Annotated in this window: 19 protein-coding genes; 1 reads left to right on the top strand and 18 read right to left on the bottom strand. The window is 60.9% G+C overall.

The window, feature by feature from the left end; all coding sequences use genetic code 11:
- Positions 1–65 precede the first annotated feature (65 nt).
- Entirely contained in the window at positions 66–257 is a 192-nt protein-coding gene (locus KW062_RS29315; RefSeq protein ID WP_327192005.1) for a PAAR domain-containing protein, read from the top strand.
- A gap of 574 nt (positions 258–831) precedes the next feature.
- Here KW062_RS29315 and nuoN read toward each other — a convergent pair.
- The 18 genes from nuoN to purB form a co-directional block, all read right to left on the bottom strand.
- Positions 832–2,295 (bottom strand): NADH-quinone oxidoreductase subunit NuoN, encoded by a 1,464-nt coding sequence (nuoN, locus tag KW062_RS19490; RefSeq protein WP_027616002.1) that lies wholly within the window; start codon positions 2,293–2,295, stop codon positions 832–834.
- Positions 2,296–2,302: 7 nt separating this feature from the next.
- On the bottom strand, positions 2,303–3,835 hold the full coding sequence (nuoM, locus tag KW062_RS19485; RefSeq protein ID WP_027616003.1) for an NADH-quinone oxidoreductase subunit M: 1,533 nt from the start codon (positions 3,833–3,835) through the stop codon (positions 2,303–2,305).
- Between the two features lie 39 nt (positions 3,836–3,874).
- The gene (nuoL, locus tag KW062_RS19480; RefSeq protein WP_105755243.1) at positions 3,875–5,728 is read right to left on the bottom strand and encodes an NADH-quinone oxidoreductase subunit L; all 1,854 of its coding nucleotides are present in this window, start codon (positions 5,726–5,728) and stop codon (positions 3,875–3,877) included.
- Entirely contained in the window at positions 5,725–6,033 is a 309-nt protein-coding gene (gene nuoK, locus KW062_RS19475) for an NADH-quinone oxidoreductase subunit NuoK (RefSeq protein ID WP_003223790.1), read from the bottom strand. The genes nuoL and nuoK overlap by 4 nt, the downstream gene beginning before the upstream one ends.
- Before the next feature lie 3 nt (positions 6,034–6,036).
- Positions 6,037–6,537 carry an NADH-quinone oxidoreductase subunit J gene (gene nuoJ / locus KW062_RS19470; protein WP_027616005.1) on the bottom strand — a complete coding sequence of 167 codons (501 nt, stop codon included), beginning with the start codon at positions 6,535–6,537 and terminating at the stop codon, positions 6,037–6,039.
- Positions 6,538–6,546: 9 nt separating this feature from the next.
- A complete protein-coding gene (gene nuoI / locus KW062_RS19465; protein WP_027616006.1) occupies positions 6,547–7,095 on the bottom strand; it encodes an NADH-quinone oxidoreductase subunit NuoI in 549 nt (182 codons plus the stop codon).
- An 11-nt stretch (positions 7,096–7,106) separates the two neighbouring features.
- The gene (gene nuoH, locus KW062_RS19460) at positions 7,107–8,114 is read right to left on the bottom strand and encodes an NADH-quinone oxidoreductase subunit NuoH (protein ID WP_027616007.1); all 1,008 of its coding nucleotides are present in this window, start codon (positions 8,112–8,114) and stop codon (positions 7,107–7,109) included.
- Positions 8,111–10,825 carry an NADH-quinone oxidoreductase subunit NuoG gene (gene nuoG / locus KW062_RS19455; RefSeq protein WP_105755244.1) on the bottom strand — a complete coding sequence of 905 codons (2,715 nt, stop codon included), beginning with the start codon at positions 10,823–10,825 and terminating at the stop codon, positions 8,111–8,113. Before nuoG ends, nuoH begins: the two co-directional genes overlap by 4 nt.
- 136 nt (positions 10,826–10,961) lie before the next feature.
- Entirely contained in the window at positions 10,962–12,317 is a 1,356-nt protein-coding gene (gene nuoF, locus KW062_RS19450) for an NADH-quinone oxidoreductase subunit NuoF (protein WP_105755245.1), read from the bottom strand.
- Positions 12,314–12,811, bottom strand: a complete 498-nt coding sequence (gene nuoE, locus KW062_RS19445) for an NADH-quinone oxidoreductase subunit NuoE (protein WP_027616010.1) — start codon at positions 12,809–12,811, stop codon at positions 12,314–12,316. The genes nuoF and nuoE overlap by 4 nt, the downstream gene beginning before the upstream one ends.
- Before the next feature lie 2 nt (positions 12,812–12,813).
- On the bottom strand, positions 12,814–14,598 hold the full coding sequence (nuoC, locus tag KW062_RS19440; RefSeq protein ID WP_027616011.1) for an NADH-quinone oxidoreductase subunit C/D: 1,785 nt from the start codon (positions 14,596–14,598) through the stop codon (positions 12,814–12,816).
- Between the two features lie 72 nt (positions 14,599–14,670).
- Positions 14,671–15,345: a NuoB/complex I 20 kDa subunit family protein gene (locus KW062_RS19435; RefSeq protein ID WP_027616012.1), complete on the bottom strand. Its 675-nt coding sequence runs from the start codon at positions 15,343–15,345 to the stop codon at positions 14,671–14,673.
- 10 nt (positions 15,346–15,355) lie between these two features.
- Positions 15,356–15,769, bottom strand: a complete 414-nt coding sequence (locus KW062_RS19430) for an NADH-quinone oxidoreductase subunit A (RefSeq protein ID WP_027616013.1) — start codon at positions 15,767–15,769, stop codon at positions 15,356–15,358.
- A gap of 619 nt (positions 15,770–16,388) precedes the next feature.
- Entirely contained in the window at positions 16,389–17,714 is a 1,326-nt protein-coding gene (gene aceA / locus KW062_RS19425; protein ID WP_007970439.1) for an isocitrate lyase, read from the bottom strand.
- Between the two features lie 495 nt (positions 17,715–18,209).
- Entirely contained in the window at positions 18,210–18,947 is a 738-nt protein-coding gene (locus tag KW062_RS19420; protein WP_027616014.1) for a secretin N-terminal domain-containing protein, read from the bottom strand.
- A gap of 144 nt (positions 18,948–19,091) precedes the next feature.
- Positions 19,092–19,517 (bottom strand): GNAT family N-acetyltransferase, encoded by a 426-nt coding sequence (locus KW062_RS19415; RefSeq protein WP_027616015.1) that lies wholly within the window; start codon positions 19,515–19,517, stop codon positions 19,092–19,094.
- Positions 19,510–20,679: a ribosomal protein uL16 3-hydroxylase gene (locus KW062_RS19410; RefSeq protein ID WP_105755246.1), complete on the bottom strand. Its 1,170-nt coding sequence runs from the start codon at positions 20,677–20,679 to the stop codon at positions 19,510–19,512. The genes KW062_RS19415 and KW062_RS19410 overlap by 8 nt, the downstream gene beginning before the upstream one ends.
- Positions 20,680–20,765: 86 nt before the next feature.
- A complete protein-coding gene (purB, locus tag KW062_RS19405; RefSeq protein WP_027616017.1) occupies positions 20,766–22,136 on the bottom strand; it encodes an adenylosuccinate lyase in 1,371 nt (456 codons plus the stop codon).
- Between the last annotated feature and the right edge of the window lie 43 nt (positions 22,137–22,179).

Genomic DNA, 22,179 nt, shown 5'->3' with positions numbered 1-22,179 from the left:
GCTTTGAGCGCACGCCGCATTATTTCTGCCTCTCTTCTGAACAGAAATAATGGAGATCAAGCGCTGTGAGCGTCGGCTATTTTATAGGTCTGAATGACGAAACGAAGTGTGGCGGCAAGGTTCTCGATGGCGATCCGAGAATCAATCTTTACGGTGTTCTACATGCGTGTGAGGGTGATCGAGTTACGTGCGGGGTAACCGGTAAAACCTACCAGATCGTCGGTGGTATTCCTTACATGGAGAACCTGGCAGGTTGATGGCCGGCACACTCGACAGCCGCAGCGGCTGTCCATGCAAATCCGAATTGATTCCCTCGGTAAAAACCGCGACCTACACCAATAAACCATCGCCGGCACGCCCCATGCACCGCACCGGCGCACCGAGCGCTACGAGCCCCACCCGCCAGGTGCCTCCGTCGTCTTCGTACATGTCTTCGAGCTCGCTGGCAAGCGGCCCCGCTATGGGGCAAGGCAGCGCCGGATCCCCTGCGGGTGGCTTGCGCGCCTGCTGTTAGTTTCGAAAATCACCTTGATGGTGATGTGGCCCGGGGCGGGCCTTCGTAACGGAGATCTCGATGTCAGCGATATCCGTGACTTTCCCGGGAACTTGAGGTGTCTGCTGAAGGTGAAGGCCGTGCTTACAGGGGGGACTTTGATTTGGGCGACCATTGCGTTTTTGCTGGTGAAGTTCAGGTGACTCGCGGACTACCAAGAGGGGCGAGGTGGGTGAGTGACACACCCGTGGCAGTAGAAATGGTCAGTTAATTCACCAAACGCAAAAACGGCACCCGAAGGTGCCGTTTCTGTTTGTACTGCGTGCCTTTCTAAGCGATCAACCCGCCAGACCCGAGTGCTGAACCAGGGTCAGCAGCGGTTGTGGGTAGACGCCGAGGAAGAACGCCAGTACGGCGATTGCCAGCAGCATCACGCCGCCCGCTTTCTGTTCCCAGTGCAGCTGGGCGTCGACGCGGCGCAGGTTTGGCTCGATCAGGAACAGGGTGACCATCACGCGCAGGTAGTAGAACACGCCGATGGCGCTGCCCAGTACCAGCGAGCCAACCAGCCACCATTGGTGGGCTTCGACACCGGTGGCGATGATGTAGAACTTGCCGATGAAGCCGGCGGTCAGCGGGATGCCGGCCAGAGACAGCATCATCACGGTCAGTACTGCAGTCAGGTACGGACGACGCCAGAACAGGCCGCGGTACTCGTACAGGGCATCAGCGTCACGGCCTTTGTACGGCGAGGACATCAGGGTGATCACACCGAAGGCGCCGAGGCTGGTGATCACGTAGGTGACCAGGTACACGCCGATGGCTTCCAGTGCCAGACCCTTGCTCGCCACCAGGGCGATCAGCAGGTAACCGAAGTGGGCAATCGACGAGTAACCCAGCAGACGCTTGAGGTTGCTTTGGGTCAGTGCCAGCAGGTTACCGAACAGGATCGAGGCAATCGCGATCACGGTCAGCACGGTGCTCAACACGCCGCTGCTGGCCACTGGCGACATCTGGAACAGACGCACCATCACCGCGAACACCGCGACTTTCGAGGCGGTGGCGAGGAACGCCGCCACCGGTGCCGGAGCACCCTCGTAGACGTCCGGAGTCCACAGGTGGAAGGGTACCAGCGACAGTTTGAACGCCAGGCCGATCAGCATCATGCCCAGGCCCAGTTGCGCCAGCGGGCTTGGCAGGCCAGTGGCCTCCAGCGCCATGCCGATGCCGCTGAAGCTCAAGGTGCCGGCTTCGGCGTAGAGCAGGGCCATACCGAACAACAGGAACGCGGAACCGGCAGCCGACAGCACCATGTACTTGATGCCGGCTTCCAGCGAACGCTTGTTGAAGAAGGCGTAAGCCACCAGGCCGTAGACCGGTACCGACAGCAGTTCCAGGCCGATGAACAGGCCGGCCAGGTGCTGCGCGCTGACCAGCACCAGGCCACCAGCGGCGGCCAGCAGGATCAACAGGTACAGTTCTTCGCGGTTGCCCGGGTAACCGGTGCCGCCGTCGCCCAGGTAGGCATGGGCGAGGGTGACGCAGGCGAGGGTGGCGACCAGGATCAGCGCCATGTACAGGCAGGCGAAGCTGTCGATCTGCAGCAGTGGGGTCACGGCCAAAGGCGCGACTTTCAGCGCTGGCAGGATCGACAACAGGGCCAGGTTAAGACCCGCCACCGACAACAGGAAGGTCTGCGAGTGGTTGCGGCGCCAGGCGATCGCCAGCATCACCACGATAATGGTGAGGCTGGTGATCAACAGTGGCGCAAGCGCAATAAAGTGTTGAATCGTGAATTCCATAGCGCTCTTACCGGGCCGAAGCGAGTTGAGTGAAGGCGGTACCGAGCCATTGCTGCACGCCATGCATGGTCGCAGCAGAGGTATCGAGGAACGGTTGCGGGAAGACGCCGAGGTAAATCAGCAGCACCGCAAGGCCGAGCACCATGATCAGTTCGCGAGCATCCATGCCATGCAACACCGCGTCGGACTTCGACGGGCCGAAGTAGGCGCGGTGAATCATGATCAGCGAGTAGACCGAACCGAACACCAGGCCGGAGGTAGCAATCGCGGTGATCCATGGCGCACTGGCGAAGGTGCCGATCAGGATCAGGAACTCACCGACGAAGTTACCGGTACCCGGCAGACCCAGGGAGGCGGCTGCAAAGAACAGGCTGATGGCCGGCAGGTAAGCGATCTTCGACCACAGGCCGCCCATTTCACGCATGTCGCGGGTGTGAGTGCGCTCGTACAGTTGACCACTGAGGATAAACAGTGCAGCAGCCGACAGGCCGTGGGCCAGCATCTGGATCACGGCACCTTGCAGGGCTTGCGCGCTGCCGGAGTAGATGCCAATCAGCACGAAGCCCATATGGGACACGCTGGAGAAGGCGATCAGACGCTTGATGTCGGTCTGCGCAAACGCCAGGAACGCACCGTAGAAGATCCCGACCAGGCCCAGAGCCATGGCAATCGGCGCGAACTCGGCCGAAGCATTCGGGAACAGCGGCAGGGCGAAGCGCAGCAGGCCGTAGGCAGCGGTTTTCAGCAGGATACCGGCGAGGTCGACGGAACCGGCGGTCGGTGCCTGGGCGTGAGCGTCAGGCAGCCAGGAGTGAAACGGTACAACCGGCAGCTTGACCGCGAAGGCGATGAAGAAGCCGAGCATCAGGATGTACTCGGTGGTCATCGACATCTTGGTCTTCAACAGGTCGGCGTAGTTGAAGGTGATCACACCGGTGTTGTTGAAGTTGACCAGTACCAGGGCCAGGATCGCCACCAACATGATCAGGCCGGAAGCCTGGGTGAAGATGAAGAACTTGGTCGCCGCGTAGATCCGGGTTTTCTTGCCGTCCGAAGAGCTGTGACCCCAGAGCGCGATGAGGAAGTACATCGGCACCAGCATCATTTCCCAGAAGAAGAAGAACATGAACAGGTCGAGGGCGAGGAACACGCCGACAACGCCGCCCAGGATCCACATCAGGTTCAGGTGGAAGAAGCCCACGTGACGCTGAATTTCTTTCCAGGAGCAGAGTACCGAGAGGATACCCAGCAGGCCGGTCAGCAGGATCATCAACAGCGACAGGCCGTCGAGGGCCAGGTGCACGTTGATGCCGAAGCGCTCGATCCAGACGTGCTTGAATTCAAGCGCCCAGGTCGGGTCGGCGCCAGGCGCCGGCGCAAATGAATAGTCACCGTGGGCCCACAGCCAGAGGCCGAGAGCGAGTTCCAGGGTCATGGTCAACAGCGCAATCCAGCGCGGGAGGGTGGCGCCGAAGCGCTCAGCCATCCAGCACAGCAGGCCGCCGATGAAGGGAATCAGGATTAGCCAAGGCAGAATCATGACGGGCTCGTTTCCTTTCGCAAGTTCGCAAGGTTCATATCAGACCGCTACCAGCACGATGGCGCCGATAACCAGCACGGCACCAGCAGCCATCGAGGCAGCGTACCAACGCAGTTGACCGGTCTCGGTACGGCTCAGGGAGTTGTGACCCCCTTTGGCCAGACGCGGGATCAAACCGATGGTTTGGTCGAACGGGTCTTTGCGCAGCAGGTGGCTGATCGCCAGGTATGGCTTGACGAACAGTTTGTCGTAGATCCAGTCGAAGCCCCAGGCAGCGAACCACCAGGCCGAGAGCAGGCGGCCGATGCCGCTGTTGGCGATCGCGGTGACGAACCGACGCTTGCCGAGGAACAGCAGCGCGGCCAGCAGGATACCGGACAGGGCGATGGCGCCCGAGGCGATTTCCAGGCTGTGCTTGGCTTCGCCGCCGGCGTGACCAACGCTTTCTGGCAGTACGCCATGCAGCGGTGGAACGATCATCGCGCCAATGGCGGTCGACAACACGATCAGCACCGACAGTGGCAACCAGTGGGCAATGCCGTGGCCGGCGTGGGCTTCGGTCTTGGCTTCACCGTGGAACGCGATGAAGATCAGGCGGAAGGTGTACAGCGAAGTCATGAACGCACCGACCAGGCCGGCGTACAGCAGACCGTGGTTGCCGCTGGCGAAGGCTTCCCAGAGGATTTCGTCTTTCGAGTAGAAACCTGCGGTCACCAGTGGCAGGGCCGCGAGGGCCGCGCCGCCGACGATGAAGCTGGCGTAGGCCAGTGGCAGCTTTTTCCACAGACCACCCATCTTGAAGATGTTCTGCTCGTGGTGGCAGGCAACGATCACCGCACCGGAAGCAAGGAACAGCAGGGCCTTGAAGAAGGCGTGGGTCATCAGGTGGAAGATCGCGCCGTCCCAGGCACCGACGCCCAGGGCCAGGAACATGTAGCCGATCTGGCTCATGGTCGAGTAGGCGAGGATACGCTTGATGTCGGTCTGGACCAGGGCTGCGAAACCCGCCAGCACCAGGGTCACACCGCCGACCAGGCCAACCAGTTGCAGGATGTCCGGCGCCAGGGCGAACAAGCCGTGGGTACGGGCAATCAGGTAGACACCGGCGGTCACCATGGTGGCGGCGTGGATCAGTGCCGAAACCGGGGTAGGACCAGCCATCGCATCCGCCAGCCAGGTTTGCAGCGGCAGTTGTGCCGATTTACCAACAGCGCCGCCCAGCAGCATCAGGGTCGCCAGAACGATCCAGAAGTCGCCAGCCTGGAATTTCTGCGGTGCCAGCACCAGCAGTTCCTGGATGTTCAGCGTGCCCACCTGTTGGAACAGGATGAACAGGCCGATGGCCATGAACACGTCACCTATGCGGGTCACGATGAAGGCTTTGAGTGCTGCGTTACCGTTGTTGCGGTTGCTGTAGTAGAAACCGATCAACAGGTAGGAGCACAGGCCCACGCCTTCCCAGCCGAAGTACAGGAACAACAGGTTATCGCCGAGCACCAGGAACAGCATGCTGGCGATAAACAGGTTGGTGTAGGCGAAGAAACGCGAGTAGCCGTCTTCACCGCGCATGTACCAGGACGCGAACAGGTGGATCAGGAAGCCGACGCCGACCACCACGCCGAGCATGGTGACCGACAGGCCATCCAGGTACAGGGCGAAGTTCGGAGCGAAGCCGTCAACCGACATCCACTGCCACAACACCTGGGTGTAGTGGCCGCCTTCCGGCGGTGCGACGTTGAATTGCCAGATCACGTAGGCGGTCACGATCGCCGACAGGCCGATGGAGCCGACGCCGATCAGTGCCGCGAGGTTTTCCGAGAGGCGGCCGCGGGAGAACGACAGCAGCAGGAACCCGATCAGCGGGAATACGAAAGTCAGAAAGAGTAGGTTCATCCGCGCATCTCACTGGCAGCGTCGATATCGAGCGTGTGGAAGCGGCGATACAGTTGCAGCAGGATCGCCAGGCCAATACTGGCTTCGGCGGCTGCCAGGCTGATCACCAGGATGAACATGATTTGTCCATCCGGCTGGCCCCAACGGGCGCCAGCCACGATGAACGCCAGGGCAGAGGCGTTCATCATCACTTCCAGACTCATCAACACGAAAAGAATGTTGCGGCGGACCATCAGGCCAACCAGGCCGAGGCAGAACAGGATGCCGGCGACCGCCAGTCCATGCTCAAGAGGGATAGCAGGCATGAGTTACTCCTTCGCCTCGTTGCGGCCCAAGTGGAATGCCGTGACGGCTGCAGCGAGCAGCAGCATCGAGGCGAGTTCGACCACCAGCAGGTAAGGACCGAACAGGCTGATGCCCACGGCCTTGGCGTCTACGGTGGTTTGACCGATGGCCGCACCGCTGCTGTGGCTGAACAGGACATACAGCAGTTCAGCCAGCAGCAGAGCGGCGAGTACGACCGGACCCAGCCAGATGCCGGGCTTGAGCCACACGCGCTCTTGCTGAACCGCGGCAGGGCCGAGGTTGAGCATCATCACCACGAACACGAACAGCACCATGATGGCGCCGGCGTAGGCGATCACTTCCAGGACCCCGGCAAATGGTGCACCGAGGCTGAAGAAAGTCATCGCCACGGCGATCAGCGAAATAATCAGGTAGAGCAGGGCGTGCACAGGGTTGGTGTTGGTGACCACACGAAGCGTGGACACCACCGCAATACCCGATGCGAAATAGAAAGCGAATTCCATCTTTCTTCCTTAAGGCAGCAAGCTCTTCACGTTGATCGGCTCGGCTTCGTTTTGTGCGGCGCCTTTCGGCTTACCGGCAACGGCCATACCTGCAACACGATAGAAGTTGTAATCAGGGTTTTTACCGGGACCAGAGATCAGAAGGTCTTCTTTCTCGTACACCAGGTCCTGACGTTTGAACTCGGCCATTTCGAAATCCGGTGTCAGCTGGATTGCGGTGGTCGGGCAAGCTTCCTCGCAGAGGCCGCAGAAGATGCAACGCGAGAAGTTGATACGGAAGAATTCCGGGTACCAGCGACCGTCTTCGGTTTCAGCTTTCTGCAGCGAGATGCAACCCACCGGGCACGCCACGGCGCACAGGTTGCAGGCTACGCAACGTTCTTCGCCATCCGGGTCGCGGGTCAGGACAATACGGCCACGGTAGCGTGGCGGCAGGTAGACCGCTTCTTCCGGGTATTGCAGGGTGTCGCGCTTGCGGAAGCCATGGCCGAAAACCATGATCAGGCTGCGCAACTGGGTACCGGTACCCTTAACGATGTCGCCAATATATTTGAACATGGGTCAAATCCTCACTGAACCGCGCCCGCAGGCGTGTTCCACAACACCACCGCAGCGGTCACCAGCAAATTGATCAGGGTCAGTGGCAGGCAGAATCTCCAGCTGAAATCCATCACCTGGTCATAACGCGGGCGCGGGATCGATGCGCGCAACAGGATGAACAGCATGATGAAGAACGCGGTCTTGACTGCGAACCAGAAGAACGCCAGTTGCGGCAGGATGCCGAACGGACCGTGCCAGCCGCCGAAGAACAGGGTGACCAGCAGCGCCGAGATCAGGATGATGCCGATGTACTCGCCGACAAAGAACATGCCCCATTTCATGCCGGCATATTCAATGTGGTAACCGTCGGCCAGTTCCTGTTCCGCTTCCGGCTGGTCGAACGGGTGACGGTGAGTCACGGCGACGCCAGCGATGAAGAAGGTACAGAAGCCGAAGAACTGCGGAATGATGAACCACAGGTTCTGCGCCTGGTATTCGACGATGTCGCGCATGTTGAACGAGCCGACCTGGACCACGATGCCCATCAGAGCCAGGCCCATGAACACTTCGTAGGACACGGTCTGCGCCGAAGCCCGCAAGCTGCCCAAGAGGGCAAACTTGTTGTTACTCGACCAGCCGGCGAACAGCACCGCGTAGACCGACAGGCCGGCCATGGCGAAGAAGAACAGCAGGCCGATGTTCAGGTCCGCGACACCCCAGGTCGGGGTGATCGGGATGATCGCGAAGGCGATCAGCAAGGCGCTCATGGCCACGACCGGTGCCAGGGTGAAGATCACCTTGTCGGCAAACGGCGGGGTCCAGTCTTCCTTGAAGAACATCTTCAACATGTCGGCCGCGATCTGGAACATGCCGAATGGCCCAACGCGGTTCGGACCGTAACGGTCCTGCCACCAGCCCAGCAGGCGCCGCTCGACGAAGCTGAGCAGGGCGCCGGCGACCACCACGGCCAGCAGCACCACGATCGCCTTGACGACCGCGATGATCGTGTCGATCACTTCAGGGGTGAACCAGGTCATTGCGCTGCCTCCTGCAGACCATCAACGGATGCGCCAAAGATGGCTGGCGGGATGCCTGCCAGGCCGGCTGGCAAAGCAACCAGGCCAGCACTCAGCTCTTCGTTGATGCGCAGCGGCAGACGCAGGGTCTGGCCGGCAACGTTGAGGCTGAGCAGGGCACCTTCGTTGACGCCCAGGCGATCGGCTTCGGACTTGGCCAGTGCAACGTAGGCAGTCGGAATGCGCTCTTGTACCGGTGCGGCCTTGGAAGAGTTCTCTTCGCTGCCGAACAGGTGGAAGAACGGCACGACTTGCCAAGTGCCCTGGGCCGGGTTGAAGGCGCGTGGAACAGTGGCGAACCAGTTCAGCGCATCACCCTGGCTTTCGATCAGGCGAGTGCCTGGATCACCGGCACGCAGGTGACCACCGACTTCGTCCTGGAACTTGTTCCAGGCCTGCGGCGAGTTCCAGCCCGGCGACCAGGCGAACGGCACTTGCTGGCGCGGTTCGGCGGAGCCCGAGTAACCTTCCATGGAGAAGGCAAACGCGGTGTCCTTGTCTTGCGGGGTGCGTGGCTCGTGGACGCTGATGTCGGCACGCATCGCGGTACGACCGGAGTAGCGCAGCGGTTCACGTGCCAGCTTCATGCCCTTGATGCGGAACGAAGCGGACGGCGCGGCGTTGACGATACCGGCCAGTTGGCTGCTGCTCGCGGCGCAGGCTGCGGTGACGTGGTCCAGTTGGGTCCAGTCCACCGGTTGGTTGAGCAGGGTTGCACGCAGGGCGTGCAACCAGCGCCAGCCTTCGTGAACCAGGATGCTGGCATCCATGTACTGCGGGTCGAAGACCTGGAAGAAGCGCTGGGCGCGGCCTTCCTGGCTGACCAGGGTGCCGTCGCCTTCGGCGAAGCTGGCGGCTGGCAGGACCAGGTGCGCACGGTCGCTGGTGGCGGTCTTCTGATGGTCGGCGACGATCAGCACTTTCGCAGCGTTCAGCGCGGCATCGACCTTGGCTTTGGCGGTGCGGGTGTAAAGGTCGTTTTCCAGCACGACGATGGCGTCGGCCTTACCGTCGATCACCGCTTGCAGGGCAGCGTCTACCGACTCGCCACCGAGCATGGCCAGGCCGAGGCTGTTGGCTTCCGGCACGATCAGGCTGATGGAACCGTTCTTCTCGCGCAGTTTGAGTGCCTTGGCGATGTTCGCCGCCGCTTCGATCAGCGCGTTGGAGCCCAGCGAAGTACCGGCAATGATCAGTGGGCGCTTGGCGGCCAGCAGGGCATCGGCGATACGTTTGGCCAGTTCCAGGGCTTCAGCGTCCAGGCCTTCAACTGCCGGAGCGCTGGCGTCGAGGGCGTGGGCCACGGCGAAACCGATGCGCGCGAGGTCGTCGGGAGCAGCGTGTACGCACTCTTCGGCAACGTCATCGAGCTTGGTTTCGGCGAGGCTGGCGATGAACAGTGGGTTCAGCGCGTGCTGACCGATGTTCTTCACCGCCGCATCTAGCCACGGCTGAACGCGCATGGCGTCGGCCATGTCTTCGGCCTTGCCCTTGACCGACTGGCGCAGGGCCAGAGCCATGCGTGCGGCCGTCTGGGTCAGGTCTTCACCGAGGACGAACACGGCGTCGTGATCTTCAATGTCGCGCATGGTCGGGATCGGCAGCGGGCTGTCTTTCAGCACCTGCATGACCAGGCGGATACGCGCCAGCTCACCGGCTTCGATGCCGCTGTAGAAATGCTCGGCACCGACCAGTTCGCGCAGCGCGTAGTTGCTTTCGAGGCTGGCGCGGGGCGAACCGATACCGACGATGTTGCGACCGCGCAGCAGGTCAGCAGCCTTGTCCAGCGCTTCGTCCAAGCTCAGCTTGGCGCCGTTGGCCAGCAGAGGCTGGCGCGGGCGGTCTTCGCGGTTGACGTAGCCATAGCCGAAACGACCACGGTCGCACAGGAAGTACTGGTTCACCGAACCGTTGTAGCGGTTTTCGATGCGACGCAGTTCGCCGTAACGCTCACCCGGGGAAATGTTGCAACCGCTGGAGCAGCCATGGCAGATGCTCGGCGAGAACTGCATGTCCCATTTACGGTTGTAACGCTCGGAGTGAGTCTTGTCGGTAAACACACCGGTCGGGCAGACCTCGGTGAGGTTGCCGGAGAACTCGCTTTCGAGCACGCCGTCTTCAACGCGACCGAAGTACACGTTGTCGTGCGCGCCGTACACGCCCAGGTCGGTGCCGCCGGCGTAGTCCTTATAGAAACGCACGCAACGGTAGCAGGCGATGCAGCGGTTCATTTCATGGGAAATGAACGGGCCCAGTTGCTGGTTCTGGTGGGTACGCTTGGTGAAGCGGTAACGGCGCTCGTTGTGGCCGGTCATTACCGTCATGTCTTGCAGGTGGCAGTGACCGCCTTCTTCGCACACAGGGCAGTCGTGCGGGTGGTTGGTCATCAGCCATTCGACAACACTGGCGCGGAACGCCTTGGATTCGTCATCGTCGATGGAGATCCAGGTGTTGTCGGTGGCAGGGGTCATGCAGGACATGACGATACGACCACGGGTGTCGTTCTCGTCGGTGTACTGCTTGACCGCGCACTGGCGGCAAGCGCCAACGCTGCCCAGGGCAGGGTGCCAGCAGAAATACGGGATATCGAGGCCTAGCGACAGACATGCCTGTAACAGGTTGTCTGCCCCGTCGACTTCGAGCGCTTTGCCGTCTACGTGGATAGTGGCCATTGTTCAAAGTTCTTCGTTGGCCCGGTGTCAGCGGGCGTGGCTAATGGAATCTGGTCATTCGCGTGAGTCAAAACAGCCGTTTCCGGCGTCATCACACGACAAGCGAAGGGCACGGACCCTTCGCTTTTTTCAACGGTTACGCGCCGACTACGATCGGCTTTGCCAGGGGCGGGACGGCGGCGCTGAGAGGCGCAATACCGGCTTCGAACTCTGGACGGAAGTATTTGATTGCGCTGCCCAACGGCTCCACGGCGCCCGGTGCGTGAGCACAGAACGTCTTGCCTGGGCCGAGGAAGCCGACCAGACCCAGCAGGGTCTCGATATCGCCGGGCTGGCCCTGGCCGTTCTCGATGGCCATCAGCAGCTTGACGCTCCATGGCAGGCCATCACGGCACGGGGTGCAGAAGCCGCAGGATTCGCGGGCGAAGAACTGCTCCATGTTGCGCAGCAGGGATACCATGTTGACGCTGTCATCCACCGCCATGGCCAGGCCGGTGCCCATACGGGTGCCGACCTTGGCGATGCCGCCGGCGTACATCTGTGCGTCCAGGTGTTCTGGCAACAGGAAGCCCGTACCGGCGCCGCCTGGCTGCCAGCACTTGAGCGTGTAGCCGTCGCGCATGCCGCCGGCGTAGTCTTCGAACAGCTCGCGCGCAGGCACGCCGAATGGCAGCTCCCACAGGCCAGGGTTCTTCACTTTGCCGGAGAAGCCCATCAGCTTGGTGCCGTGGTCTTCACTGCCTTCGCGGGCGAGGGATTTGTACCACTCGACGCCGTCGCCGATGATCGCAGGCACGTTGCACAGGGTCTCGACGTTGTTCACGCAAGTCGGCTTGCCCCACACGCCAACGGCGGCCGGGAAGGGCGGCTTGGAGCGTGGGTTGGCGCGGCGACCTTCGAGGGAGTTGATCAGTGCGGTTTCTTCGCCGCAGATGTAACGCCCGGCGCCGGTGTGCACGAACAGTTCGAAGTCGAAACCCGAACCGAGGATGTTCTTGCCCAAAAGGCCAGCCGCCTTGGCTTCTTCCACGGCACGGTTGAGGTGCTTGGCGGCGGTGGTGTACTCGCCACGCAGGAAGATGTAGCCACGGTAGGTTTTCAGCGCGCGGGCGCTGATCAGCATGCCTTCGATCAGCAGATGGGGCAGTTGCTCCATCAGCATGCGGTCTTTCCAGGTGTTCGGCTCCATTTCATCCGCGTTGCACAGCAGGTAGCGGATGTTCATGGATTCGTCTTTGGGCATCAGGCCCCATTTGACGCCGGTCGGGAAGCCCGCACCGCCACGGCCCTTGAGGCCGGCGTCCTTGACGGTCTGGACGATGCCGTCCTGGTCCATCTCGGCAAACGCCTTGCGTGCCGCGGCGTAACCGTTTTTGGCCTGGTACTCGTCGAGCCACACGGCTTGACCGTCGTCGCGCAGGCGCCAGGTCAGCGGGTGGGTCTCGGGCGAGCGCTTGATCAGGTTCGCTGGGCCAAAGGAAGTCAGGGTCATACGTAGCCCTCCAACAGTTTGGCAACGCCGGCAGGCTGCACGTCGCCGAACGTGTCGTCGTCGATCATCAGCGCCGGGGCCTTGTCGCAGTTGCCCAGGCAGCACACCGGCAGCAGGGTGAAACGCCCGTCCGCCGTGGTCTGGCCGAGGCCGATGCCCAGCTTGTTCTGGATTTCGCTGACCACGGATTCGTGGCCGCCGATGTAGCAGACCATGCTGTCGCAGACGCGAATGATGTGGCGGCCGACTGGCTGGCGGAAGATCTGGCTGTAGAACGTCGCCACGCCTTCAACGTCGCTGGCCGGGATGCCGAGGATTTCGCCGATGGCGTACAGGGCGCCGTCCGGCACCCAGCCACGTTCCTTCTGGACGATCTTCAGCGCTTCGATCGACGCCGCGCGCGGATCTTCATAGTGATGCAGCTCGTGCTCGATGGCCGAGCGCTCGGTTTCGCTCAGGGCGAAACGGTCTGTCTGGATAAGCGTGCTGTTCATGCTTAGCGGTCCACGTCGGCCATAACGAAGTCGATACTACCCAGGTACGCAATCAAGTCCGCGACCATCTCGCCTTTGATCACCGAAGGGATCTGCTGCAAGTGGGCGAAGCTCGGCGTGCGAATCCGGGTGCGGTAGCTCATGGTGCCGCCGTCGCTCGTCAGGTAATAACTGTTGATGCCCTTGGTCGCTTCGATCATCTGGAAGGATTCGTTGGCCGGCATCACCGGGCCCCACGAAACTTGCAGGAAGTGCGTGATCAAGGTCTCGATGTGCTGCAGCGTGCGCTCTTTCGGCGGCGGCGTGGTCAGCGGGTGATCCGCCTTGTACGGGCCGGCCGGCATATTGCGCATGCACTGTTCGATGATCTTCAGGCTCTGGCGCATTTCTTCGACGCGCACGATGCAGCGGTCGTAGGCATCGCCATTGGCCGCCAGCGGCACTTCGAATTCGAAGTTCTCGTAGCCCGAGTATGGGCGCGCTTTACGCAGGTCGAAATCGCAGCCGGTGGAACGCAGGCCAGCACCGGTGACGCCCCATTCCAGGGCCTCTTTGGTGTTGTACTGGGCGACGCCGATGGTGCGACCCTTGAGGATGCTGTTATCCAGCGCAGCCTTTTGGTACTCGTCCAGACGCTTGGGCATCCAGTCGATGAATTCCTTGACCAGGCGCTCCCAGCCGTTCGGCAGGTCGTGGGCCACACCGCCGATGCGATACCAGGCGGGATGCAGGCGGAAACCGGTGACGGCTTCGATGACCTTGTAGGCGCGCTGACGGTCGGTGAAGGTGAAGAACACCGGGGTCATGGCGCCGACGTCCTGGATGTAAGTACCCAGGAACAGCAGATGGCTAGTGATCCGGAAGAACTCGGCCATCATGATGCGGATGGTGTCGACGCGGTCCGGCACCTTGATGCCCGCCAGCTTCTCGACCGAGAGCACGTACGGCAGGTTGTTCATCACCCCGCCGAGGTAGTCGATACGGTCGGTGTACGGGATGAAACTGTGCCAGGACTGGCGCTCGGCCATTTTCTCGGCACCACGGTGGTGGTAGCCGATGTCCGGTACGCAGTCGACGATCTCTTCGCCGTCCAGCTGCAGGATGATGCGGAACGCACCGTGAGCCGAAGGGTGGTTCGGGCCCAGGTTGAGGAACATGTAGTCCTCGTTCGCGCCGGAACGCTTCATGCCCCAGTCTTCAGGCTTGAAGCGCGCGGCTTCTTCCTCGAGCTGTTGCTTGGCCAGGGTCAGGCTGAACGGGTCGAACTCGGTGGCGCGCGCCGGGAAGTCCTTGCGCAGCGGGTGACCTTCCCAGGTCGGCGGCATCATGATGCGGCTCAGGTGCGGGTGACCCGGGAAGTCGATCCCGTACATGTCCCACACTTCGCGCTCGTACCAGTTGGCGTTGGGCCAGATGCTGGTGACGGACGGCACGCTGAGGTCGCTCTCGGACAAGGCGACCTTGATCATTACGTCACTATTACGTTCGATCGACAGCAGGTGGTAGAACACGGTGAAGTCGGCGCCGCTTGGCAGCCCTTGACGCTTGGTGCGCAGACGCTCGTCCACGCCATGCAGGTCATAAAGCATGACATACGGCTTGGGCAGGTTGCGCAGGAAGCTCAGGACTTCGACGAGTTTGGCACGGGCAACCCACAGCACCGGCATGCCGGTGCGGGTAGGCTGGGCGGTGAACGCCTCGGGGCCAAAACGGTTGTTCAGTTCGACGACCACATCCTGGTCGTCTGCCTTGTAAGGCGGGATGTACAGAGCACTGCCTGTAGTCATGGTTATTTATCGCTTTCGGTCAACGTAAAGAATGAAGCCAGCTTCTCGTTTCTTTGCAGGAACTGTTCTGGATCAGACTTCGTCGGGGCTGCGCAGGTTGGTGACCTGAATACGCTGTTCGCGGCGCTGTTCCTTCTGCGAAGGCATCTCGGCGCGATACACGCCTTGATCACCAACGACCCAGGAAAGTGGGCGACGCTCCTGGCCAATCGACTCCTGCAACAGCATCAGGCCTTGCAGGAAAGCTTCAGGGCGGGGCGGGCAGCCAGGCACGTAGACATCCACGGGCAGGAACTTGTCTACCCCCTGGACGACGGAGTAGATGTCGTACATGCCGCCCGAGTTGGCGCATGAACCCATCGAGATGACCCACTTCGGTTCGAGCATCTGCTCGTACAGGCGCTGGATGATCGGCGCCATCTTGATGAAGCAGGTACCGGCGATAACCATGAAATCCGCCTGGCGCGGCGATGCCCGGATAACTTCGGCGCCAAAGCGCGCGATGTCGTGGGGCGCCGTGAAGGCGGTGGTCATTTCCACGTAGCAGCACGAAAGGCCGAAGTTGTACGGCCACAGGGAGTTCTTGCGTCCCCAGTTGACCGCACCGCTCAGCACGTCTTCGAGCTTGCCCATGTAAATGTTTTTGTGGACTTGATCTTCTAACGGATCGGAAACGGTTTCCCGCTCGCCGATCGGGTACTGCTCGTTAGGAGCATCCGGGTCGATCCTGGTGAGATTGTATTGCATTGCCAAAGCCTCATTGTTTCAGCTTCGCCTGCCGCTTACGACGAGCTTCCGGAGCCCAGTCAAGGGCGCCCACTCGAAATAGGTAGACAAGACCTGCCAACAGAATTGCTATGAAAACGAGAGCTTCGACGAATCCGGTCCAGCCGCTTTCGCGGACGGACACAGACCATGCAAAGAGAAAGAGGGCTTCGATATCGAAGATCACGAAGAGCATCGCGACCAGATAGAATTTGGCTGAGAGCCGCAAGCGGGCGCCACCTGTAGGTAGCATGCCGGACTCGAACGGTTCGTTTTTGCTGCGACCCCAGGCTTTTGACCCGAGGAGGGCGGAGACGCCGAGCATGAAGGCGCAGAGGCCAACGACACCCAGAAGGAAAATGGCAAAGCCCCAGTTGTGGGCCATGAGTCCTGTCGCTTCGGGCATGCTGGTAATCCTTAACAGAGAGCAAGGGTCTCTGAGCTTGATAAAGAAATAAAGCAGTGACGATATGTCGCAGCGCAATCAATCCCGCTGATTTTATGGCTAAACGCCCTGCAAGTAAAATTCCTATAGCGAAATTATTTATAGGAATAAGGACATTAGCAGTCGTCGATGCCCTGTGGGCCTTGGTAGGTGGGCATTAGGCCGGATTTCGCCAATTATGTTTTGTTTACAGTGTAACGAACGGAATTCTTTCTAAATGATAATCAATATTGTTTGGATTGGTTTTTAATCTGTTTATCAGTTAAGTGCGCCGGAAAGTTGCCCTTACATGGCTGTTACTTGTAGGAACGGGCCTGCTCGCGAAAGCGATGTTTCAGGCAATATTTTTGCTGGATGTGCCGGCCTCATCGCGAGCAGGCTCGCTCCTACAGGGTTCTGAATGCGCCACAACGCCTGCGCTCGCCACAAAACCTGTGGGAGCGAGCCTGCTCGCGATGAAGTTCATGCGGTGTTGTGCCAAAAAAAACGCCCCGAACCATTCGGTCGGGGCGTCAGAGGTGCAGCGCTACGGTTAGCTGTTCAATCGGTTCGCAGCGGCCGTTGACTCAAGCGAAGCCGATCAGTGGAACTGTTCTTCTTCAGTCGAACCGGTCAGTGCGGTGACCGACGACGAACCGCCCTGGATCACGGTGGTCATGTCGTCGAAGTAGCCAGTGCCCACTTCCTGCTGGTGCGCCACGAAGGTGTAGCCCTTGGCCGCGTCAGCGAATTCCTGCTCTTGCAGTTTCACGTAGGCAGTCATGTCGTTGCGGGCATAGTCGTGCGCCAGGTTGAACATGCTGTGCCACATGTTGTGAATGCCGGCCAGGGTGATGAACTGGTGCTTGTAGCCCATGGCGGACAGTTCGCGCTGGAACTTGGCGATGGTCGCGTCGTCCAGGTTTTTCTTCCAGTTGAAGGAAGGCGAGCAGTTGTAGGACAGCAGTTGGTCCGGGTATTCCTTTTTGATCGCTTCGGCGAAGCGACGAGCCTCGTCCAGGTCCGGCTTGGCGGTTTCGCACCAGATCAGGTCGGCGTATGGCGCGTAGGCCAGGCCGCGGGCAATCGCCTGGTCCAGGCCGGCGCGGACCTTGTAGAAGCCTTCCTGGGTGCGCTCGCCAGTCACGAATGGCTGGTCGTATGGGTCGCAGTCGGATGTCAGCAGGTCAGCGGCGTTGGCGTCGGTACGAGCCAGGATGATGGTCGGGGTGCCAGCAACGTCGGCCGCCAGACGAGCAGCGGTCAGCTTCTGCACGGCTTCCTGAGTTGGAACCAGCACCTTGCCGCCCATGTGGCCGCATTTCTTCACGGAAGCCAGCTGGTCTTCGAAGTGAACGCCGGCGGCGCCTGCTTCGATCATGCTCTTCATCAGCTCGTAGGCGTTCAGTACGCCGCCGAAACCGGCTTCAGCGTCGGCAACGATCGGTGCGAAGTAGTCGATGTAGCCAGCGTCGCCCGGGTTCTTGCCGGCTTTCCACTGGATCTGGTCGGCACGACGGAACGAGTTGTTGATGCGCTTGACCACGGTCGGAACCGAGTCAACCGGGTACAGCGATTGGTCTGGGTACATCGATTCGGCGGAGTTGTTGTCCGCAGCCACTTGCCAGCCCGACAGGTAGATCGCCTGAATGCCGGCCTTGACCTGTTGTACAGCCTGGCCGCCGGTCAGGGCGCCCATGCAGTTGACGAAATCTTTCTCAGGACGGAAGGCTGGCTTGGCACCCTGGGTGACCAGGTTCCACAGCTTTTCAGCGCCCATTTTTGCAAAGGTGTGCTCAGGTTGAACCGAGCCACGCAGACGGACGACGTCAGCAGCGGAGTAAGTGCGTGTCACGCCTTTCCAGCGCGGGTTTTCAGCCCAGTCTTTTTCGAGGGCTGCAATTTGCTGTTCGCGTGTCAGTGCCATGGAGATAAACCTCGTCGCATAGGTCTTGGGTGGAAAATTCCGTTTGCCAGGTACGCATGTCAAAGGGCGTAAGAGGCTGCTCGCTGACCAGAAGCACAGGTGGTCAAGTCGGGTTCGGCGGGGTGGCGACGGGATGAACGATGGGCTCGGGGGGGGAGGCTGAGCAGGTAAAGGCGAGCTGTCGGGCGCATTCGGCGTCGTGGGCCTGGTGCGAACATCAGTGGTGTGCCGGGTTACCTAATTACGCTTCCGTCCCTCGGGACAACTTCGTTCCAGTCGGCAACCTCGTCAAACACACCTTGTGGGCGGTACAGACACGAAGCGGCTCGCGGGGTAGGTGCGAACATCGCTTCGAAGGCCCTTGCCAGGGCCTCTGATTAGCGGGAGCGAGGCCATCATGCCTTTGCTTTTTTGTATCGTCAAACGTTTTGTAGTGCTTTTTTTCTGGCACTACATCTTTGGTCTAATACGACTTATCAGTCAGTTTTCGGTGAGTTAGTCCAAAGTCTCGACTTTGACCCTCAAGGTCATGTCTTCCCGGCCCTGAGTCGCGTAGCTGCGGGTCAAGCGCTGTTTGTCGGCCTGGGTCTGATGGTTGATGCCGGCCAGGGTGATCCATTCGCCGACCCGGCCGCTGACGGTTGTGTCGGTGCTTTGCACGTTCACTACATCGGGGCGTTCCTGGCTGAGGCGGTCGCGGTTGGTGCTGATGGCCAGGTGCACGGTGTCGCCGGTGAGGCTGGCCGTGACGTAGAAACCCTGGGTGACATTGCGGTATTCGGTCTGGCTGAGCAGGCGGCCGTAGCCGTCAGTCTGGGTGCTGGTGAGGGGCACGCTCTGGCCAGTCTGGATCAATGCGGGCACGCCTTCGCTGGCCTGGATCTGCTGGGTTCCGCCTTCGCGACTTTCGGTGGAGTAGGTGATGACGCGGGATTGTGGGTCGCCACTGTCCTGCTGATTCTGTTGGCTGGTGTCGACGGTGATCAGCAAGCGCTTGGGCGCGGTGTCGAGTTGGCTGATTAAGGTGTTGAGTTCATCGATCTTTTCCTGCGGGGCGTTGACGATCAGCTTATTGCCGTAGGCGCTGACGTCGCCGTCCTTGCCGATAAATTTCTGCGCCACGGGCAGCAGGTCGGCGCTGGTGCGGTGGTTGAGAGGCACCACGGCAGTTGCCGCGACGGCTGAAAGGCTCCAGCCGAGCAGGAGTGTGGTGAGCAGGGTGCGTAGGGGCATGTCCATATTCTCCGCCTTGGAAAATCACGATAGTGCCAGTTTGTCGGCTCGCGAGGAGGCAAGTTGAATCCTAGACAGCAAAACGCCCCGGCATTGGGAAATGACGGGGCGTTTTGTGGGGCTCGCGATGGTCACGCCACGGTCTCAGACCGAGTGACGCACCATATCAACATGGGGAATCCCGGCTTCGAGGAATTCCGCGCTGACTACCTGAAAGCCCAGGCGCTCGTAGAACGCCGTGGCCTGAACCTGGGCGCTGAGCATCTGCTGCTTGAGACCGCGTTTCTCGGCCTCGCCGATCACCGCTTGCATCAAGGCATCACCGACCTTCAAGCCGCGCCAGTCTTTGAGCACCGATACCCGGCCTATGTGCCCGTCAGGCAGCAGGCGCGCAGTACCGATCGGAAAGTCGCCTTCGAAAGCGAGGAAATGCACGGCGCTCGCGTCGTCGGCATCCCATTCCAGTTCCGGTGGAACCGATTGCTCGGCGATGAACACCGCTTCACGAATGCGCCGGATCTCAGCGATGTCCTTCTGCCAGTCTGCGACACTTACGTGAATCTTATTCATCGGCAAACCCCAGGCTTCCTTGCTTGACCAGTTCGCACAGCAGGCCGCGGCCGTCTTCGTCGCTCAGCCATGGGCCGAGGTTGTCGACATGCAGGGCGTCGGCGGCGCAGATCATTTTCAGCAGCTCGCGCAGCTTGCCCGGCAGGTAACGGCTCTGGCCGCTGGCGAACAGCAGCAGGTCGTCATCGACTTCGGACCAGGCCAGGCGTGCGCTCGGGTTGCGAATTAGCACCGCGCCTTGTTCCAGGGCACTCAGGAAGTCGTCTTCCTCGATGTCTTCCGGGCCTGCGACCAGTTCCGGGTAGCGCGGCTCGGTCATGAACTGGCCGAACCAAGTCAGCAGCAGGCGTTCGTCGCTCATGTGCTCGGCCAGCAGGCTTTTCAGGCGGCCAAGGGCGTCGTGCTGGATCTGGTGTGGATCGGCGACCGGCTGCGCGTCGGCGTCGGTGTAGCGCTCTTCGTCAGTCAGGAACTGGCTAAGGAAGTCGGTGAAGTGGCTCAGCACTTCGGCAGCGCTCGGCGCACGGAAACCGACCGAGTAGGTCAGGCAGTCGTCGACGGCCACGCCGCAGTGGGCCAGGCGCGGTGGCAGGTAGAGCATGTCGCCCGGTTCCAGCACCCACTCATCGGTGGCTTCGAATTCGGCGAGGATGCGCAGGTCGGCGTGTTGCAGTAGCGGACTCTCGGAGTCGCACATCTGGCCGATTTTCCAGTTGCGCTTGCCGTGACCCTGCAGCAGGAATACGTCGTAGTTGTCGAAGTGCGGGCCGACGCTGCCGCCAGGCGCGGCGAAGCTGATCATCACGTCATCGACGCGCCAGCTCGGCAGGAAGCGGAAGTTTTCCAGCAGTTCGCTGACTTCCGGGACGAACTGGTCAACCGCTTGTACCAGCAAGGTCCACTCACGCTCAGGCAGTTTGCTGAACTCGTCTTCGGCGAACGGTCCGCGACGCAATTCCCATGGACGCTCGCCGTTCTCGATCACCAGACGCGATTCAACTTCTTCTTCCAGTGCCAGGCCGGCCAGTTCGTCGGCGTCGATCGGGCTTTCGAAGTCAGGAAACGCCTGGCGGATCAGCAGCGGTTTCTTCTGCCAATAGTCGCGCATGAACTCGCGCGCCGTGATACCGCCCAGGAGTTGAAGAGGAATGTCAGGATTCATGTGTAACCTATTGAAAAAAAGCATTTTTCAGACGGGAATAAAAACGCCCGGCGCGGCCGGGCGTCTCAAACGTGTCCAGCGGTCAATCAGATGCGCTTGGCTTGCTCTACAGCGTTGCCGATGTAGTTGGCCGGGGTCAGCTGTTTCAGCTCGGCCTTGGCCTGTGCAGGCATGTCCAGGGCATCGATGAAAGTCTGCAGCGCTTCAGGGCTGATGCCCTTGCCACGGGTCAGTTCTTTGAGCTTTTCGTACGGGTTTTCGATGTTGTAGCGGCGCATCACGGTCTGGATCGGCTCGGCCAGGACTTCCCAGCAGGCGTCGAGGTCAGCGGCGATTTTCTGCTCGTTGAGTTCCAGCTTGCTGATGCCTTTGAGGCTGGCTTCGTAGGCGATCACGCTATGGGCGAAGCCGACACCGAGGTTGCGCAGCACGGTGGAGTCGGTCAGGTCACGCTGCCAGCGGGAGATCGGCAGCTTGCTCGCCAGGTGCTGGAATAGCGCGTTGGCGATACCCAGGTTGCCTTCGGAGTTCTCGAAGTCGATCGGGTTGACCTTGTGCGGCATGGTCGAGGAACCGATTTCGCCAGCGATGGTGCGCTGCTTGAAATAGCCCAGGGAGATGTAGCCCCAGATGTCGCGGTCGAAGTCGATGAGGATGGTGTTGAAGCGCGCAATGGCGTCGAACAGCTCGGCGATGTAGTCGTGCGGTTCGATCTGCGTGGTGTACGGGTTGAAGCCCAGGCCCAGTTCGTCTTCGATGAAGGCGCGGGCGTTGGCTTCCCAGTCGATCTGCGGGTAGGCCGACAGGTGGGCGTTGTAGTTGCCTACGGCGCCGTTGATTTTGCCCAGCAGTGGCACGGCGGCGACCTGAGCGATCTGGCGCTCCAGGCGGTACACCACGTTCGCCAGCTCTTTGCCCAGGGTGGTCGGCGAGGCCGGTTGGCCGTGGGTGCGCGACAGCATTGGCACGTCGGCGAAGCGGATGGCCAGCTCACGGATGGCGTTGGCGGTCTGGCGCATCAGCGGCAGCATCACCTCATCGCGGCCTTCGCGCAGCATCAGGGCGTGGGACAGGTTGTTGATGTCCTCGCTGGTGCAGGCAAAGTGGATGAATTCACTAACGTTGGCCAGTTCAGGCAGCTTGGCCGCTTGCTCTTTGAGCAGATACTCGATGGCCTTGACGTCGTGGTTGGTGGTGCGCTCGATCTCTTTGACGCGCTCGGCGTGCTCCAGCGAGAAGTTCTCGGCCAGTTCGTTGAGAACGGCGTTGGCTTCGGCGGAGAAGGCTGGCACTTCCGCGATGGCGGCGTGGGCGGCCAGGCGCTGGAGCCAGCGCACTTCAACGAGGACGCGAGCACGGATCAGGCCGTATTCGCTGAAAATTGGGCGCAGGGCCTGGGTTTTGCCGGCGTAGCGGCCGTCAACAGGGGAAACCGCAGTGAGCGAAGAGAGCTGCATGGGGTGTTCTCGGACAGTCGGGCAACGAAATGGGGCGCGTATC

It is taken from the genome of Pseudomonas fluorescens, assembly GCF_019212185.1.
In the GTDB taxonomy this organism is placed as follows: domain Bacteria; phylum Pseudomonadota; class Gammaproteobacteria; order Pseudomonadales; family Pseudomonadaceae; genus Aquipseudomonas.
This window is presented reverse-complemented; position numbering and strand designations above follow the sequence as displayed.

Excerpts from the sequence above, each read along its gene's own strand:
- nuoC (WP_027616011.1), bottom strand. The coding sequence starts at position 14,598 with ATGACTACAGGCAGTGCTCTGTACATCCCGCCTTACAAGGCAGACGAC.
- aceA (WP_007970439.1), bottom strand. The coding sequence starts at position 17,714 with ATGGCACTGACACGCGAACAGCAAATTGCAGCCCTCGAAAAAGACTGG.
- nuoI (WP_027616006.1), bottom strand. The coding sequence starts at position 7,095 with ATGTTCAAATATATTGGCGACATCGTTAAGGGTACCGGTACCCAGTTG.
- nuoE (WP_027616010.1), bottom strand. The coding sequence starts at position 12,811 with ATGAACAGCACGCTTATCCAGACAGACCGTTTCGCCCTGAGCGAAACC.
- KW062_RS19410 (WP_105755246.1), bottom strand. The coding sequence starts at position 20,679 with ATGAATCCTGACATTCCTCTTCAACTCCTGGGCGGTATCACGGCGCGC.
- nuoF (WP_105755245.1), bottom strand. The coding sequence starts at position 12,317 with ATGACCCTGACTTCCTTTGGCCCAGCGAACCTGATCAAGCGCTCGCCC.
- KW062_RS19420 (WP_027616014.1), bottom strand. The coding sequence starts at position 18,947 with ATGCCCCTACGCACCCTGCTCACCACACTCCTGCTCGGCTGGAGCCTT.
- nuoJ (WP_027616005.1), bottom strand. The coding sequence starts at position 6,537 with ATGGAATTCGCTTTCTATTTCGCATCGGGTATTGCGGTGGTGTCCACG.
- nuoM (WP_027616003.1), bottom strand. The coding sequence starts at position 3,835 with ATGATTCTGCCTTGGCTAATCCTGATTCCCTTCATCGGCGGCCTGCTG.
- KW062_RS19415 (WP_027616015.1), bottom strand. The coding sequence starts at position 19,517 with ATGAATAAGATTCACGTAAGTGTCGCAGACTGGCAGAAGGACATCGCT.
- nuoH (WP_027616007.1), bottom strand. The coding sequence starts at position 8,114 with ATGACCTGGTTCACCCCTGAAGTGATCGACACGATCATCGCGGTCGTC.
- purB (WP_027616017.1), bottom strand. The coding sequence starts at position 22,136 with ATGCAGCTCTCTTCGCTCACTGCGGTTTCCCCTGTTGACGGCCGCTAC.
- KW062_RS19430 (WP_027616013.1), bottom strand. The coding sequence starts at position 15,769 with ATGCCCGAAGCGACAGGACTCATGGCCCACAACTGGGGCTTTGCCATT.
- nuoN (WP_027616002.1), bottom strand. The coding sequence starts at position 2,295 with ATGGAATTCACGATTCAACACTTTATTGCGCTTGCGCCACTGTTGATC.
- KW062_RS19435 (WP_027616012.1), bottom strand. The coding sequence starts at position 15,345 with ATGCAATACAATCTCACCAGGATCGACCCGGATGCTCCTAACGAGCAG.
- nuoG (WP_105755244.1), bottom strand. The coding sequence starts at position 10,825 with ATGGCCACTATCCACGTAGACGGCAAAGCGCTCGAAGTCGACGGGGCA.
- nuoL (WP_105755243.1), bottom strand. The coding sequence starts at position 5,728 with ATGAACCTACTCTTTCTGACTTTCGTATTCCCGCTGATCGGGTTCCTG.
- nuoK (WP_003223790.1), bottom strand. The coding sequence starts at position 6,033 with ATGCCTGCTATCCCTCTTGAGCATGGACTGGCGGTCGCCGGCATCCTG.